The sequence below is a fragment of the Muricoprocola aceti genome, from assembly GCF_025567005.1.
Lineage (GTDB): Bacteria > Bacillota > Clostridia > Lachnospirales > Lachnospiraceae > Marvinbryantia > Marvinbryantia aceti.
Genome location: NZ_JAOQKE010000016.1, coordinates 13,521 through 29,795, shown reverse-complemented (window position 1 = coordinate 29,795; position 16,275 = coordinate 13,521). Strand labels below are relative to the sequence as shown.

Sequence of the window (16,275 nt, the reverse complement as noted above, 5' to 3'; positions counted from 1 at the left end):
ATAAAATCTCTGTATTGTAAACTCTGCGAATCTCCTTATTCGGTAACGCCAGTTCCATAAATGTCCCAAATTCTGTTTCAACCGCATCACTTCTCTTTTTGTTCTCTCACTCATACCAGAACACATCTTCCAAAGGCTTATCGAAATATCTGGCGATACGAAACAGCACCTCATAAAATGCTATCTTCTGCTTTCGCTCAATTCTTCCAATCGTGTCCGTACTGGTTTCCACCAGCAAGGTCAGCTGATCCTGTGTTAGTCCCTCCTCGGTACGTAGCTTTTTTAAATTCGTCTGGAACTCCATCACACCACATCACCATCCCGCTAATTTTTAGAGACTCCCCGTCTGCTCCTAAAATGTAGCATAAAGCAATGTGCAAAAATCCCGACAGCTACAGCATGTTCTCCGGTTTTGGCATCCGCCCGGTCCAGCCCAAGCTCTTCGCCCAGGTCTTGTAGTGCTTCTTTTCCTCTGGATCATCACCATTAATGGTCTCCAGAAATTCACAGAAACCACCAACACCGCCAACATCATCCACAAGACTCATTCCATCCCAGGCAATGCAGATTGGTTTTTCCTTACGCTGAATATCTCTCAACTTGTCCAGAAACTCTCCGTCTATTTGCTGGCCAAAGGCATCTACAAACAAAGCTTTCTCTGGAACAAATCCATTTTTATCACGAAGCATATTGCCTTCTACATCCCTAACATAAACGGTTTTGTCATACCAGGCATTGGTGCAGGTAATCTTAATTTCCCATCCATCGCCATAGTCATATCGATAACACAATGCAGACAGCGCTGGGATAGGTTCAGGATTATGATCAATGCACAGCATTTCCAGTTCACGGTCCAGTCCCTCTATCTCTCGAAAATATGGAACCATGTCGATAGTTGGGTTCCCTTTTTCATCAAAATGAGTTCCTGCCTCATCTACAATCTGGTCCATACGAGTTGTCAGCTGTCTGTATTTTTTGATAATGTACTTACGTTTTTTCTCAACTTGCTTCAAGGCGAGCTCCTTCTCTTGTTTCCAAGAATCCCAATCCCTTTGTTCAGCTGGTGTTTTCAGTACAGTCCAGAGCATCGGGCGTTCCAGCATTTCCTCACACTGACCTTCCATGTAGACATTCCACGTTCTCTGATCTGTTGTTTTCTTCTGAATAGCAGGCCAGTCCTTTCGGAATCTGTCTACTTCAATCTGTGCAGGAATGTAATGCTCTCCCACGCCTTCATAGGAGTATGGTCCACAATACTTGGATTTCAGCCAGGTCTTAAAGCTTTCACCTTCCTCATAATCATCGTCCCAATATATATCTTCATAATTCTCACTGGGAAAACGGAAATACATACCAACCTGACGGGTCCACTCTTTTACCAATCCCCCATCTGTCATTTTTTTGAATTCATCCTCATATGGAACATAGCTATGAAGGTGGCTGTTTTGCCATCCAAAAGCTTTTATGATTGCATAATGAAGACCATGCAGTGTCATATTACCCGGAACAATAAAATCTCTGGTAATTCCATCCTTCATTCTTCCGTATCTTCTAAGAACTTCCTTATGTTCATCTGCGAAATATCCCAGGTCCAGTTCCAGATGAAGCTGCATTGCCATAGGAATCCGCTTCATCTCTGCTTCGATCATGTCCCAGAATTCTTTTTTCTCTTTCAGCAGCCGTTCTTTTTCGGATCTTAATCCTTCAAGAAGACGACGCTGCTCCTGAATATCATTCTCTTTCTTTTTTGAACGTGCTTCTGTATTGGTAACCTGATTTTTAGCTGCCTGCTGCATCCGTCCTCTATATTCCTCACTTCGAATCGCTTCGTTACTTCTGTCTTCCCCTCCATACTGCCCACGTGAATAGGGCATATAAGACTGAACATTCTTCTCCGATATAACAAGCTCCTCGGCTATTTCAGCTACACTTTTGCCCTTTGCAAGCAAATCTGCTACCTGTTCACTGGTTTTACTGTGCCACAAGCCCTCCGTAATTAGTACTCTTCGTACTTTGATTGGATATGTACCAAGCTCCTCTGCTGTCTTCTTTACAGAACCCGTCTCTTTATAAATATTAATAATCTGCTGATATAACTCATCCATATATCAGGACCTTCTTCATGTATTTTAGGTGTCCTACCTTTTATTTATGATATCAGTATACGACCAAGCAATTAACGTGTCAACCTTACCTTTTAGTCATCAAAGAAATACATTTCCAGGTTATATGAAGACCCGAAAATGCATATTTTACCACATTCACATTACCAGCGCTGCACCATGAATTTCACTCTCTCCTGTACGTCTTCACTAAAATCAGACAGATCCTCAAGGCCAATCACCTCATCCTGAACCAATCGAACGAGATCGATCAGCATATCTGATTTGCTGACAGATAAAATAACGCCAGGAGCTTTGCGATCTTTTTTGATACGCTCTTCCAGTGCCCAGAATCGTTCAGAACCCTTCTTATCACAGGTCAGCAACTCTACATATTCCCTGCATAAACGTTCCATATAACTTTCCTGCCAACCAGGAAGTTTCTCACGGAACAATTTCCAATCACGTTTTGATACTTCAACCATAATCTCACCTATAACCGATCAATAATTCTCAAGCACATCCTGCAGATATGCCTTATATTCAGCCTTCACATTATCCGGTCCCGTGATCTTCATTCCGGGTCCGATACCAGTTACCCAGCCAAAGAACTGCGGACTTACTGATACCAGAACTCTGGTTTTGAAATAATCTTCTCCCTGCGGGATCAACCATACATCATGTCCAAAGCGATCGATGATAACACCGGCCAGTTCATTCCTGCATTCCAGTGTGACTTCCGCATCTACACCACCATACATTCCAAAGGTCTTCTTAGCGAATGCAGCCAGATCAAAATTCTTGAAGGAATCTTCACCCTTACGATCTGTTTCCAGAATCTCTGTATCCTGCATCTTATCTACACGATAATGCTTGATAATTCCGGCCGCTGCATCATAAGCCACCAGATAATAGTTCTCATCATCCCAGGTCAACGCCCACGGGCTGACAATATAGAATGCACCATCTTTCTTCAGTTTCAGTTCCTTCTTGACCGTCCATTCGGCATAATGGAATTTAATCTGTTTGTTCTCGTAAATCGCGGTGTGAATGTAATCTACGTTATAATAAACAGTTTCATTCTCTGTCTTCGGGCGGTTTACGATGAAAACATATTTGGAAAGCATTGCAGCATCCGTCCTGCAGCAGAGCCTCTCTAATTTCGTTATCAGTTCCTTGGATTTCTTCTCCGTGATAAACTTAGAGGACTGCACAGCATCTACCAAGAGCTTTAACTCCGGCAGTTCAAAATCTCTGGCACCAATATAATATCCAGGATTCTTTCCTTTTTTCTGCTGGATATCCAGTCCGAATTTATCAAGGATCTCCATCTCTGTATATATAGTTCTTCGATCCGTACTGATGCCATATTCCTGGTCTAGAATCGTGCATAATTCCGATGCGTTCAGCATATGCGCATCATCGGTACGTTCCAGAAGGATTTCCATCAGGCGTAAAGTACGGAGCTTCTGATCAAAGGAAGCCATGATATATCACCTCAAAACCATTTTTATCATGAATAAGGGCAAATGTTTTATCAAACTTTAAGATTCTCTGATAAAACAATAATTCATCCTTCATATTTCCAACCATGCTCATCATGGTATATCATTTGTTTCGTCATACCACCATCTATGCAAATATTCTCTCCAGTAATGAATCCTGCCTTATTGGAACACAAGAACAAAATCATATTTGTAATGTCTGTTGGATTACCTACTCTTCCTACAAGCTGTTGGACAGCGTCCGGACCTTCATAAACTATGTCACCGGTTTCAATCCATCCGGGAGAAATGGAATTTACTCTGACTTTCCCGGCAAGACTTACCGCAAGTGCATGCGTTAATGCTGCTATTCCACCTTTCGCCGCGGTGTAACTTTCTGTCTGTGGCTGGCTCATTCTATCCCTGGAAGATGACATATTAATAATACAAGCTCCATCTGCAAAATGCTCATAAAAAAGCTTTGACAGATAGAACGGTGCTGTCACTCCCACTGCCATAGCGTATTCAAACTCTTCATAGGAACACTGCTCTATTCCGCGCATAATAGGTAATGCATTATTAATCAGATAATCTACTTGGCCATGCTTATCTATAACATACCCGGCAAATGATTCAAGCGTTTTCTTCTTACTGATATCGCCAACATAGTGCTCTCCATCAACAATATCGATTACTTCTACGATCGCCCCTTCTGCTTCAAAGGCTTCTTTTGTAGCTTTTCCGATACCATGTGCTCCTCCTGTAATAACGACTATCTTATCTTTATACAACATATTTCACCTGCTTTATTCTTTATTTTTTTGAATTTCTCATCGGGTCCTCACAATATTATCGTTTTTCTTCATACCTCCTGCGATAATAATCCATTGCCCGGTATTCTATCACATCCTTCATCTGCTCCCCGAAAGCAGGCTGAAGAATAACATCTGTCAAATCCTCCTTAAGTGCCAATGCCGTTCCTTCTTTCTTTACAAAGAAACCTTTTCCTGACTCTTGTAGAAAATGTACGGGCATCTGAAGTATCTTTTTGATATGCTCCTTATCTGAAATACTACAGTACTTTTCGTAAGTAATACCTGTATCCAAATCCTTCCAATCTTGGTAAGTACACACATAGAATCGCTATCAGTAATCACCGCATCATCCGTATGGACGAAAATACTGTTACATACTATGTGAAAGATTATCGTGAAAAAGGTAAGTGGAAAGAATTCACCATTTCCGGAGTTGAATTCATCCGTAGATTCCTTATGCATGTACCGCCGAAACGATTTGTTAGAATCAGACACTACGGATTACTATGTACTCGAAGCAAGACCAAGCATCTGGCATTATGTCGGAATCTTCTTGGTTGTAAGCAGTATCTATCACGACTGAAAGATATGGAAACACCTCAGATACTTGAAACCCTTTATGGTATCAAGGTTACTGTTTGCAAATGCTGTGGTGGTCATCTTGGAAAACCACAGCAGAGAATACCTTTGCGCATTTAGAATCGACTAACTAAATAATTTCAAAAAGCCTCAGCAATGAGGTTTATTTGTCGTGCCAAGATTTTTCAAAAGCCCCATGTAACAATGCAGAGAATCCTTGTATCTCACTTGTATTCATAAAAAAAGCAAGAATTGAAAATCCATACATATCGGCTACAGGGACGCGACTTTGTTCACTTTGGCAAAATCAAACGCAGTGCAAACGAAAGGGCAGTTTTTCTATAGTTTAAGACTGCTTTTTCGTTTACACCGCTATTGATTGTAGCCTAAAGAATTTGGTGTGTGCTTTATAAATTTTTTCCAATCCACTCAAGTTCGTTCATGGAATCCTTATTTTTTTCAAGTTCATCTCTGGCTGTTGCATAATATGCTTTTTTGAAAAGCATATCCCATGAAAGATATTTTGCCATACAGTCAAACTGCTTATCAATCAGCTCATACTGGATGCTGCCTACGGGAGAGCCACCTACAACAATTGTGCCAACTTTTTTGTTTTTTAACTGCAATCCACGGCAGTAGCACTTATCAATGATAAGTTTCAATTGTGCTGACATTCCCCACCAATAAACTGGTGTAGCAAAAAGAATCATATCTGCGGCAGCAATTTTATCAATGGTAGAATTTGTATCATCCTTATCGACGCATCCCTTAGAGCATTGACAGACACCACATCCCTTGCATGGTGCAATGTTGAGTTTGTCGGGTTCAATGATTTCAATTTTATTCTTTTCTGACGCTCCTTTTATAAATGCATTGATTGCTGCCAGCGTATTTCCTTTTCTGGCACTTCCATTAATGATTACAATTTTCATGCGTGTATCCTCCAACTTCCGATTTTAATGTCTCTATTATACCATAATGATACTATTATAAAAAAGGAAAAAGAGCTCCTTCGAGCTCTTTTGATTCAGTTCTGTAAACTTGAATTTATTTGGAAGATTTTATTATCCATTCATCAAGAAATTTCATTTGTTCATCCGTATGAAACCAATGCTCTCCATTTTTCATAATAGAAAGTATTGAATTAGTCCTCTGTACAAATTCAAATATCGTTCCATAAGCGGTAAGATTATCTTTTTCACCATACAAAATGTGCGTTGGGATTTCCCATATAATAGGATTTTCTCTTGCATAGCAAAGATAATCCCATGAAAGAGTCTCTCCAAAGGTTGTCTGAATTTCTTTTTTCTCTTTGAGTTCATCCTCTGTAACATTTGCCCAAATCATCATATCAGCAATAAGCCTTTCCATATCTACAACGGGTGAAATAAAATATGCTTTCTCTATTTGCTGATTTGATAAGGCATTGATAGCAAAATACGCTCCAATGCTATTGGCAATTACTTCAACAGTCTTGTAGTTTCTATAAATTGAATTAAAAAGTAATGGAAATTCTTCTTTTGCTTCCCATGGAAACTGTGCAGTATAGTCGAGACCAATCACATCACAATTACTAAAGAGTGGTTTGTAATGAATAGCTTCTTCAGCATTACCACCTTTTCCATGTATATAAATAACTGCTTTATCCACAATAGTTATCCTCCACAAATTCAAATTGTTACACTTAAAAAAGCGGAATTTCACCATCATAGTTTTCTGCTTTTTCCAATAGCGGTCCTTTAGCTCCCATCGTAAACGCGATGTCGCTACTGCGGATAGAGAGCAGCTCCATTCCGGGTCTCACCTTCAAAAAATCCATCATTTTCTTCGTAAGAAGAATTTGCCCCTCCTGTGAAATCTCTACCCAGCAGTAGGAACGCCCCTTGTATTTGATAAATTCGCCAGAACCTGCTGAGTAGTCAAGCAACGGTGGAGTATCGTCCAAAATGTGACCAAGTTTTGACGGATGCAAAAGGCCTTTCCGGGTGACGCAGAAGCCACCGGTAATCTTACTTCCGGTAAAAAGATATACTTTTCCTTCATCTGCAATGTGATATTCTTCCATTGCCTGCGGTGGAGTCCGCAATGTTCCATCCGTCCGAATGAGTGATTTCCCGAAAATAAATTTTCCTCCCTTATTCATTTGTGGCATAAAAACACCTCCTGAAATCCCGATTTTCTTATCGTCCTGATCACTGCAATCCAGCCACGAAGGAGACCGCTGCTTCCAGATCTTTTTCATCCGGATGACCTTTTGCAATACCACCCACCAATTTAAACGGTCCAAAAGTGTCATATCCTTTACAGCCAAATTTTCCAATAATGTCCGTTTTCTTCTCTTTCAAAATAACTTCCAGTGATTTATATGCTCCGCTCCCGCCATAAGTACAGATCATAAATACCTTTTTATTTTCCGGCAGATTTTCAGAAGCAAACTTTAGGATCGTCTGATGAAATTTTGAAAAATATATACCGGAAGCAAAACCAATCCGGTCATAATCCGACAAATCCGCCTTTGGCTGCTGCACGGCATCAATCAGATCAACCTTACATTTCTCTGCAATTTTCTCCACCAGTTTCTTTGTGTTTCCATGATGTACAGACGCATAAACAATTACTGTCTTCATTTTTACCTCCCGCCTAACGATGCCATTCCATCGTATATTCTTCTTCTGATGTATTTTCATCTATTTTCTGATTCACAATTTTAAATCCACGATGCTGATAGAACACTACCGCTCTCATATTTTTCTTATACACGTTAAGATTCAATTGATCCTTTAACTTCATAACGGTGCGAAGCAGTTCTGTTCCGATTCCTTTTGATTGTTCCTTTGCCTTTACAAATATCCCGGCTATATAAGTATCTGTTAAACCGATAAATCCCTGAATCTCCTCATTTTCTTCTGCCACAAATACTTCTGCTTCAGGAATCAATTTTCTGACTATATCATAATTCTTTTTCCAGTAATCTGCTTCTATAAAAGAATGGCTCTCTATATTTGCATGAAGCCATAAGTCCATTAGCTCATCCAGATCTCTTGTTTCAAATCTTCGAATCATTTTTCTTATACCATAATTACTAAACTTTTTTTACAATCCATTTCTGTAAATCTCATTGATCACAGCCTGGGCATGTTCCATTTCTTTTTTCTGAATAATTGCATCTCTGTCACTTAAGATTGCAAGCATCTCATCCACCAGATCCTCGATTCGGGGATCACTTACCCGGTACAAATAGCCAAGCATCCGGGTGGCAGTGTAATCTGTATTCATATTTCTATAGGCAATTTCCGCACAGAACTCTTTAGGATATCCTCTGCCCAGTAAAAGCTTGTATAATTCATCGGTTCGTTCCGATGCCATAATCGATCACCCCCGTAATTTCAAAAAACTTAAATTAAAATTCCTTCCAGATGATCCAACTCATGCTGACAAATCTGTGCTGTCCAGCCGCTGAGTTTCTGTCGCTGCTTTTTCCAATTCATATCATAATATTCCACTTCGATATTTTCATATCGTGTTGTTTTCCTCACACCGGTTAGCGACAGACATCCTTCTTCTGTTTCATACGGAGTATCCTTGCTCAGAAGAACCGGATTAAACATCACAACATCTACGAATCCCATATTTACAATGATTACTCTCTTTTTCACACCGATCATATTTGCAGCCATTCCTACACAACCGGCACGATTTGCCTGTAAAGTGTCCTGTAAATCCTTTCCTACCTGCAGATCTGCCTTTGTAGCAGGTTCTGACTTTTGCCCTAAAAAGAACACATCTTTCATTATCGGTTTTACCATCTATCATTCCTCCATGTCATATTATCTCTTTTTCAATCCCTCCGAACCATGTAGTTATTATATCAACAATATCATATTTCTACCACAGAGAGGTTTTTTCATTCTCATTCTAAGTTTGTCTCAGTATGGGATTTCAATCTACTACTGAGATGAGTTTCTCTAACGATACTTCAAACCTTTTATCATCTTCCTCCGTCCTCTTCGCTGGACCTTTCAAATGATGCTTTGCGTTTCTTTGCCTCTGCCTTTGTCGCATAAGTTTCCCATTTCTGCTTCCGTTTCCCGTCTGCATCAGTATAGGAATAGATTACATTAAATTTTCCATTTCGTTCTCTGATCGATGCCATAATCTAACAGCCCCTTTCTGTATTTCTCTTTTCCAGCCACGCTTCAAATTCTTTTCGTTTGATCCGAACATGGTTCCTTATTTTTACAACCGGAAAATATCCTTTTGTGTACCAGACATTTATCATGGACCAGCTGACCTTTGCCATAAAGGCTGCTTCATCTATAGTAAGATACTGCAGATTGCCATTCCTTCCTCGTTCCCCGGTCTGTACCAGTTTCTTTCTCCGATAATTCGCCAGTGCCACATTTTCTTCCATTGCCAGTTCTTCGTATTCCCCGGTATTCATTTTTCCCTTCTCATCCATGAAGCTTTCCTCCTTCTTCCCATACCATACCGCACTTTTTCAAAAAAATTTAGGGTGCTGAATGCCAGTGGCATTCGTTTAGCACCGACCGAAGCGGAGCGGAGAGTCGATTTTTCATCCGGATAGGAGATTAGTTGGAAGATTCCGGCAGCTTATCCAGCCAGTCATCAAAGCTCTTTTTGGAAATACGGTACTTTCCGCCATCCAGCTGGATCCACCGGAACTCATTTTTCTTCAGAAGGTTATATATTGTCGGTCTGCTGACTCCAAGAATTTCCTGTAACTCTTTTACTGTATAACATCTTTTCTCTGACATATGTCATTACCTCACATTTCATTATTTTGGAGGCGACATGCCAAATACTCCCGCAAGTGACGGGGCATTTGGCTCTCGCGGCAGTCGCCAAATGGGCATGCAAGCATGTCCGCTTGGCTCGTTGCTCGCGGATATAAATGTCCCTCTATATATCCAAAGTTTCAGAGGGGCTTATACAACATGTTTCAGTTAAAAAAAGTCAAGATGAGAAAAATGGGCAAAAGAAAACCTCCGTATGAATCGAATCATACGAAGGTAACATGTTCTCATTATGTTGTATTTATTCCATGATATTGTCATTTTAAGAAACAGATAAACTGGAGGTTATCTCTTACAAACAATGTTCATCAATACAATCACAACTACACAGTAAATTCCTGTTGTCCTCTTGTCCTATTTGTGCTATATCATATATATCTTTTCATTCATCCATGAAAACTTAGTTTACAATCATTATCTTCTTTACATAAGAAATCATATAATAATATTTAAAACTCCTAAAACTGCACCTACTAAAGCCCCAAGATTTACAATTGTATCCAATTCTTTTTTCATCACAGTCAGCACCAGTTTCTCCAGACTATCTACATTCATAGCATTGATTTTATCTTCGATAATTTCTGCAATATTCAAATTACCGATCAGCTTTCCGATGACAGAATCAATTGCTTTGTGATAAAAATCTGCTACTATTTTTCGAACGGCTCCTTCCGAAATATTCATATGGTTACAGAGATCTATGACAGATTGTTCTCCTAACGTATCAATTTTAGTTTCCAGTTCTTCCTTTATAAAATCTGGTCCTTTTTCATTAATATACTTTACTATTTCTCCTCCAACAGGCTGTATCAGGGAATTAAGCATTTCATCATTCAGAAACATTTCCAACATGGAGCCCTTTGTTTTGGCTTTAACAGCTTTTCCGGCTTCCTGAACAATAAGATTATCCAAATTCATATGTTGAACAGAATCAAGGATCTGGCTGGACAGTTCAGAAATCAATCTGTTTTTTATCTCTTCATAATTCAACTCGGACGAACATACTTTTGAAACACAGGTATGAAGATCAACAGATAATCCCTGAACAATCTGATCCACAACAGCATTTTCTGTTTCCAAAGAAATCATTTTCTGTTTAATATCATCTTCCGTTAGAAGATCGTCCGCCACAATAATTCCGATTGCTCTGGCAAGCCTTGGCTTTCCTTTAGGAATTGCCCCCGGAGTAAAAGGAAGTTTTCGTCCAAAGATTCTGACTTCCTGTTTAGGATAAAACAGCATTTTGACAGCGATATAATTAGTACAGTATCCAATCAATGCCCCTATAATGGGTCCTGCCAGTTTTTCTAACATTTTTCTTTTTCCTCCATAACACTCATATAAGCCGGACGGATAATCTTATCTGTGCAGATCAGTTCTTCCATACGATGCGCACTCCACCCGACTACCCTCGCTACTGCAAAAATCGCAGTATATAATTCACGTGGAATGCCTAGCATGTCATATACAAATCCGCTGTAAAAGTCCACATTCGGGCTCACTCGTTTTATAGTATTTCTGTTTTCTGCAATCAGTTTAGGTGCAATCACTTCAACATTCTCATAGAGCTGGAGATCGCTCTCCCGGCCTTTCTCTCTTGCCAGCGCTTCCACATATTTTTTAAATACTCTTTCTCTTGGATCCGACAATGTATACACCGCATGTCCCATTCCGTAAATCAACCCTTTTTTGTCAAATACCTGTTTGTCAATTATCTTCATAAGATATGCTGATATTTCTTCTTTATCAGAAAAATCCTTTACATTTTCCCGTATATTATCCATCATCTCCACAACTTTTATGTTTGCGCCGCCATGCTTCGGTCCCTTCAAAGATGACATAGCGGCAGCAATTGTTGAATATGTATCTGAACCGGAAGAGGTCACCACTCTGGTTGTAAAAGTAGAATTATTTCCGCCGCCATGTTCCATATGAAGAATCAATGAAGTATCCAGAACTTTCGCTTCAACCGGTGTGTATTTCTGATCATGCCTGAGCATCATTAGAAGATTCTCAGCTGTAGACAGTTTCGGATCCGGATTATGGATATACATACTCTGGTTTTTTTCGTAATGATTATAGGCATGATATGCATATACAGCAAGGAGTGGAAATTCACTAATCAGTTGGATGCACTGCCGCAACGAATTACTGACGCTGATGTCTTTTGCCTTTTTATCATAAGCAGCCAGTGTCAGAATACTTCTTGTCATTGAATTCATAATATCCTCAGATGGTGCCTTCATAATAACATCTCTGGTAAAGTTCGTTGGAAGCGTTCTGCATGTGCCAATCACTTCCCGGAACTTTTTTTCTTCATCTTCTGAAGGCAATTCCCCCATCAACAGAAGATAAGCGATCTTTTCAAAACCAAGCTGTTCTTCTCCAAGATTGCCAATCAATTTTTCTACCTTATATCCACGATACCACAATTCCCCGTCACAAGGTACTTTTTCTCCATCTTTCACACATGATGATACAATACGGGAAATCTTAGTCAAACCGGTAAGCACACCTTTTCCATTTTCATCCCGCAGCCCCCGGTTAACACCAAACTCTTCATACAATCTAGGATCAATATGATCATTTTTCCGGCAGATAGCTTCATTCTGCACAGCATAATCATTCATCCGCTTCATCAGCTCTCCCATACGAATCGACCTCTCTCATCCCTTTTATTTCGCTGCACATCAGGTTATCCAGTTGTTTCATCATTTTTAATAACATGATCAAATTATCTTTTCCGAATTTGTTGATCACTTTTCCATAATATTCTCTCAGAATCATTTCCTGACCCTTAAACAGTTTCTGTCCCGTTTCTGTAACAGTCACATATGTTCCTTCACTTCCGCTTCCTTCATAAGACCACAGTACCAGTCCACGATCTTTCAGCTTTTCTACCATTTTTGATGTCTGCCGTATTGTCAGCTGCATCTTTTCTGATAAATCCTTTAAATACGTTCTCCCATTATTATTCGGAGAATTTTCTCTCTCAGATTCTATAGTATACAAAGCAATATACTCCTGAAGTGTCATTTTACGAAACAGTTCCTGTATTTTTCCTTTGTTCATCAGATACCGACGATAGGTTAATTCATTTGTAAACTTTCTGATTTCATTTGCATTCAATATTTCTCTCTGCTCTGGCATCTTCAACCGCTCCTCTCTTTTTATTTACATCAATACATGTTATTTTCTTATTTAATCCCCAATTTCTGCCTGAATTTTAATGGCAAAATCAACCGCATTTTCCAGATCTTCTTCATCCGGATGGGTATTTCCCAGTCGAAACATCTGCTGCATCTCTTTTTCTTTACTTGGCATCTGGCTGATCATAATTTTCCTTCTATCTGACTCCACATTCCCCTGACAGAGAAACATTCCCAGATACTCTCCCTCGTCCGGGTACCAGACTTCAAGATTTTTTTCAAGCTTTTCTTTATATTGTTCTGTCGGCACATAACCGCAGGTAACGAACACTGCATATTTTCCGCCTGTAATCTGCTCAAATACATCTGAGATATCCATGCTGCAGGAATAACCATGAATTCCAAACCCGATCAGATAGACATCCGCCGCAGGTATATCCTGCTCTGTATCAATATCTACAATTGTTTTATCCTCTGTATTTAAAGCACCATAGATCTTTTCTGCTATTAAACGTGTATTGCCACTTTTTGACTGATATATAACTGCATATTTCATAATGAACCTCATTTCATATAAAAATAATAAAAGAGAACAAAAAGAGGAGATGTACCAGCCATCTCCCCATTTTGTTGCTCTCCAGTTATTTGATTTTACCTATTCACTTTAATACATTTCCGGCTGTGGCTGTGGTGCAGGTGTATTATCCTTAATGTCCGCTACCGCAGCTTCTGTAGTTAGAAGTGTGGCTGCCACGCTTACCGCATTCGTTAATGCATTCTTTGTTACCTTTACCGGATCAATAATACCCTGTTTCATCATATCCACAAAGGTTTCTGATGATGCATCAAATCCCATGCCAGGTTCACTCTTCTTTACCTGATCTACGATAACAGGACCTTCCAGACCGGCATTCTCCACAATCGTATAAAGTGGTGCTTCCAATGCCTTTGCTACGATTCTGGCTCCAGTCTTCTCATCACCCTCCAGAGTTGCTAACAGTTCTTCTACTTTTTTCTGTGCATGGATATATGCAGATCCGCCGCCGCAGATAATGCCTTCCGATACGGCTGCTTTTGTTGCGTTCATGGCATCTTCCATGCGGTATTTAGCTTCCTTCATTTCTGTTTCTGTTGCCGCGCCGACACGGATTACGGCAACACCTCCACCCATCTTGGCGATACGATCCATGAGTTTATCTTTATCAACATCTGAAGTTGTGTCAGCTATCTGTCTCTTCAGGCTGGTGATACGTGCATCAATATCTTCCTTGTTACCGGCTCCGTCTACGATCGTTGTATTTTCCTTTGTAACCTTTACAGATTTTGCACGGCCAAGCATATCCATCGTGATATCTTTCAGTTCAAGACCCAGATCCTCCATGATTACCTGACCACCGGTAAGTGTTGCGATATCTTCAAGCATTGCCTTTCTGCTGTCACCATATCCCGGTGCCTTTACAGCAACGACCTTCAGGGTACCTCTCAGTCTGTTGACAATCAATGTGGTAAGTGCCTCTCCCTCCACATCTTCTGCAATGATGAGGAGTTCTTTCCTCTCTCTCATCACATTTTCCAAAATGGGAAGGATGTCCTGGATATTTGAAATCTTCTTATCAGTCATGAGGATATAAGGATCCTCCATGTTGGCGATCATTTTTTCTTTATCATCACACATGTATCCGGAAAGATATCCATTATCGAACTGCATACCTTCGACTACGTCGATCTCCGTCTTCATGGTCTTTGATTCTTCAATCGTAATAACGCCGTTCTCTCCGACTTTTTCCATTGCATCGGCAATCATCTCACCGACTTCTTCATTACCGGAAGAGATTGCAGCTACTTTTGCAATATGATCCTTCCCAGTAACAGGATGGCTCATTTCTTCAATTGCCTGTACAGCCACATCTGCTGCCTTCTTCATTCCTTTTCTTAAAACAATGGCATTTGCACCTGCTGCGATATTTTTCATTCCTTCTTTTACAAGTGCCTGTGCCAGAACTGTAGCTGTTGTTGTTCCATCTCCCGCAATGTCGTTTGTCTTGGTAGCCACCTCTTTTACAAGCTGTGCGCCCATATTTTCAAAACGATCTTCCAGTTCGATCTCTTTTGCAATGGTCACACCATCGTTTGTAATTAATGGTGCACCGTAAGATTTATCCAGTACAACATTTCTTCCTTTTGGCCCCAATGTTACCTTTACTGTATCTGCCAGTCTGTCTACGCCGGCTTCCATTTTTTTTCGAACATCAATATCAAAACTAATCTCTTTTGCCATGATAATTTCCTTCTTTCTACTGTTTCTATTACTCGACAATTGCCAGAATGTCATCCTGGATTACAATTTTATATTCTTCGTCGCCAATTTTTACTTCTGTGCCGCCGTATTCAGAAATAATGACTTTATCTCCTTCTTTTACCTGCATGGCAACCCTCTGTCCGTCTTTACATTTTCCCGGACCAACTGCAATTACTACAGCTTCCTGCGGTTTCTCTTTTGCGCTGTCTGGCAGAATGATTCCTGATTCTGTCTTTTCTTCAACATCCTGATACTGAAGAACTACTTTGTCACCCAATGGTTTTAATTTCATATGAATAACCTGCCTTTCTTTTGTTAGCACTCTTGCTTGTTGAGTGCCATCGTGTTTCGCAAAAAATATGTTTCTCGCGAAACATGTTTTATTTTTAAATTATTTATTTTTAAAGTATTATATCACCTGTATTTCTCTTGTCAATAGGTTTCCAAAATAATTTAAAAAAGATGCGAAGCACCTTAACCATTACTTTGCATCTTTTGATCATCTAAATTAATTCATTTATATTTTTCCTGATTTTTTCCAATACTTCCCGAAAAACCTTCAATTCTTCTTCCGACACACCTTTTAAAATCATCCCGTTCATTGCTTCCCTTCTCTTCGTCATTTCTGTTACCAGATCCTTCGCATAATCAGATATTTCATAATGAATATATCTTCTATCATTCTTATCCGGTATCGCAATAAGATAATTTCTCCTGCAGAGACTGTCAACTGCCTGCGAAATATGTCCACGGTTCATCATCAACTGATGGTGGATATCCGTAGAGGTATTATGTGTTCCGCATTTTGACAGGAAGTATAATATCTCCAGTTCTGCTCTTTTCATATCATATTTTTCTCGTAATTCAACGCTCTGTTCCTCTAACAGCTTTTTAAACTGTCCTCCCTGCAATATGATATCAATTTGTGTATCCATTTAGTTCAGCTTCTTTCAATGTTTTTTTCATTCTATCACAAGTTTAATAATTCGTCACCATTTAATTTTAAACGACTTTTTTGTTTCCTCTTAATTAA

23 protein-coding genes and 1 pseudogene are annotated in these 16,275 nt (G+C 39.7%); 1 reads left to right on the top strand and 23 read right to left on the bottom strand.

Going from position 1 to position 16,275, the window contains the following annotated elements:
- Positions 1-106 precede the first annotated feature (106 nt).
- The 6 genes from OCV47_RS11600 to OCV47_RS11575 all read right to left on the bottom strand — a co-directional run bounded on the left by OCV47_RS11600 (position 107) and on the right by OCV47_RS11575 (position 4,558).
- Positions 107-304, bottom strand: coding sequence for a helix-turn-helix transcriptional regulator (locus tag OCV47_RS11600; protein ID WP_262655224.1), 198 nt, complete (start codon positions 302-304; stop codon positions 107-109).
- Between the two features lie 88 nt (positions 305-392).
- A complete protein-coding gene (locus OCV47_RS11595) occupies positions 393-2,105 on the bottom strand; it encodes an IS1096 element passenger TnpR family protein (RefSeq protein WP_262655223.1) in 1,713 nt (570 codons plus the stop codon).
- A gap of 161 nt (positions 2,106-2,266) precedes the next feature.
- Positions 2,267-2,587 (bottom strand): hypothetical protein, encoded by a 321-nt coding sequence (locus tag OCV47_RS11590; protein WP_262655222.1) that lies wholly within the window; start codon positions 2,585-2,587, stop codon positions 2,267-2,269.
- Between the two features lie 18 nt (positions 2,588-2,605).
- Complete coding sequence (locus tag OCV47_RS11585; RefSeq protein WP_262655221.1) at positions 2,606-3,589, bottom strand: helix-turn-helix transcriptional regulator; 984 nt, start codon at positions 3,587-3,589, stop codon at positions 2,606-2,608.
- A gap of 83 nt (positions 3,590-3,672) precedes the next feature.
- Positions 3,673-4,380 carry an SDR family oxidoreductase gene (locus OCV47_RS11580; protein WP_262655220.1) on the bottom strand — a complete coding sequence of 236 codons (708 nt, stop codon included), beginning with the start codon at positions 4,378-4,380 and terminating at the stop codon, positions 3,673-3,675.
- Positions 4,381-4,435: 55 nt separating this feature from the next.
- Entirely contained in the window at positions 4,436-4,558 is a 123-nt protein-coding gene (locus OCV47_RS11575; protein WP_262655219.1) for a hypothetical protein, read from the bottom strand.
- Positions 4,559-4,704: 146 nt separating this feature from the next.
- On the opposite strand from OCV47_RS11575, the pseudogene OCV47_RS11570 reads away from it, so the two are divergent.
- Positions 4,705-5,100 (top strand): annotated as a pseudogene (locus OCV47_RS11570) (transposase); the annotation flags it as partial.
- A gap of 287 nt (positions 5,101-5,387) precedes the next feature.
- On the opposite strand, the gene OCV47_RS11565 reads toward OCV47_RS11570, so the two are convergent.
- The 17 genes from OCV47_RS11565 to OCV47_RS11485 form a co-directional block, all read right to left on the bottom strand.
- The gene (locus tag OCV47_RS11565; RefSeq protein ID WP_262655218.1) at positions 5,388-5,912 is read right to left on the bottom strand and encodes a flavodoxin family protein; all 525 of its coding nucleotides are present in this window, start codon (positions 5,910-5,912) and stop codon (positions 5,388-5,390) included.
- Between the two features lie 115 nt (positions 5,913-6,027).
- Positions 6,028-6,630 carry an alpha/beta hydrolase gene (locus OCV47_RS11560; protein WP_262655216.1) on the bottom strand — a complete coding sequence of 201 codons (603 nt, stop codon included), beginning with the start codon at positions 6,628-6,630 and terminating at the stop codon, positions 6,028-6,030.
- A gap of 34 nt (positions 6,631-6,664) precedes the next feature.
- Complete coding sequence (locus tag OCV47_RS11555) at positions 6,665-7,132, bottom strand: hypothetical protein (protein ID WP_262655215.1); 468 nt, start codon at positions 7,130-7,132, stop codon at positions 6,665-6,667.
- A 40-nt stretch (positions 7,133-7,172) separates the two neighbouring features.
- Positions 7,173-7,607, bottom strand: coding sequence for a flavodoxin family protein (locus tag OCV47_RS11550; RefSeq protein ID WP_262655214.1), 435 nt, complete (start codon positions 7,605-7,607; stop codon positions 7,173-7,175).
- A gap of 13 nt (positions 7,608-7,620) precedes the next feature.
- The gene (locus OCV47_RS11545; RefSeq protein ID WP_262655212.1) at positions 7,621-8,043 is read right to left on the bottom strand and encodes an N-acetyltransferase; all 423 of its coding nucleotides are present in this window, start codon (positions 8,041-8,043) and stop codon (positions 7,621-7,623) included.
- 30 nt (positions 8,044-8,073) lie between these two features.
- A complete protein-coding gene (locus OCV47_RS11540) occupies positions 8,074-8,346 on the bottom strand; it encodes a hypothetical protein (protein ID WP_262655211.1) in 273 nt (90 codons plus the stop codon).
- A 29-nt stretch (positions 8,347-8,375) separates the two neighbouring features.
- Complete coding sequence (locus OCV47_RS11535; RefSeq protein ID WP_262655210.1) at positions 8,376-8,786, bottom strand: peptide deformylase; 411 nt, start codon at positions 8,784-8,786, stop codon at positions 8,376-8,378.
- Positions 8,787-8,968: 182 nt separating this feature from the next.
- Positions 8,969-9,133: an Arm DNA-binding domain-containing protein gene (locus OCV47_RS11530; RefSeq protein ID WP_416888014.1), complete on the bottom strand. Its 165-nt coding sequence runs from the start codon at positions 9,131-9,133 to the stop codon at positions 8,969-8,971.
- Positions 9,134-9,136: 3 nt separating this feature from the next.
- Positions 9,137-9,439: a helix-turn-helix domain-containing protein gene (locus OCV47_RS11525; protein WP_262655209.1), complete on the bottom strand. Its 303-nt coding sequence runs from the start codon at positions 9,437-9,439 to the stop codon at positions 9,137-9,139.
- Positions 9,440-9,569: 130 nt separating this feature from the next.
- A complete protein-coding gene (locus OCV47_RS11520; RefSeq protein ID WP_075671598.1) occupies positions 9,570-9,755 on the bottom strand; it encodes a helix-turn-helix domain-containing protein in 186 nt (61 codons plus the stop codon).
- A 474-nt stretch (positions 9,756-10,229) separates the two neighbouring features.
- Positions 10,230-11,108 (bottom strand): DUF445 domain-containing protein, encoded by an 879-nt coding sequence (locus tag OCV47_RS11515; protein WP_262655208.1) that lies wholly within the window; start codon positions 11,106-11,108, stop codon positions 10,230-10,232.
- Positions 11,102-12,433: a citrate/2-methylcitrate synthase gene (locus OCV47_RS11510; protein ID WP_416888015.1), complete on the bottom strand. Its 1,332-nt coding sequence runs from the start codon at positions 12,431-12,433 to the stop codon at positions 11,102-11,104. Before OCV47_RS11510 ends, OCV47_RS11515 begins: the two co-directional genes overlap by 7 nt.
- Positions 12,417-12,944, bottom strand: a complete 528-nt coding sequence (locus OCV47_RS11505) for a MarR family transcriptional regulator (protein WP_262655206.1) — start codon at positions 12,942-12,944, stop codon at positions 12,417-12,419. Before OCV47_RS11505 ends, OCV47_RS11510 begins: the two co-directional genes overlap by 17 nt.
- 51 nt (positions 12,945-12,995) lie before the next feature.
- Positions 12,996-13,499, bottom strand: a complete 504-nt coding sequence (locus tag OCV47_RS11500; RefSeq protein ID WP_262655205.1) for a flavodoxin family protein — start codon at positions 13,497-13,499, stop codon at positions 12,996-12,998.
- Between the two features lie 108 nt (positions 13,500-13,607).
- The gene (gene groL, locus OCV47_RS11495; protein WP_262655204.1) at positions 13,608-15,221 is read right to left on the bottom strand and encodes a chaperonin GroEL; all 1,614 of its coding nucleotides are present in this window, start codon (positions 15,219-15,221) and stop codon (positions 13,608-13,610) included.
- A gap of 28 nt (positions 15,222-15,249) precedes the next feature.
- Positions 15,250-15,534 (bottom strand): co-chaperone GroES, encoded by a 285-nt coding sequence (locus tag OCV47_RS11490; RefSeq protein ID WP_154433058.1) that lies wholly within the window; start codon positions 15,532-15,534, stop codon positions 15,250-15,252.
- Between the two features lie 211 nt (positions 15,535-15,745).
- The gene (locus OCV47_RS11485; RefSeq protein ID WP_262655202.1) at positions 15,746-16,177 is read right to left on the bottom strand and encodes a MarR family winged helix-turn-helix transcriptional regulator; all 432 of its coding nucleotides are present in this window, start codon (positions 16,175-16,177) and stop codon (positions 15,746-15,748) included.
- Positions 16,178-16,275: the final 98 nt, after the last annotated feature.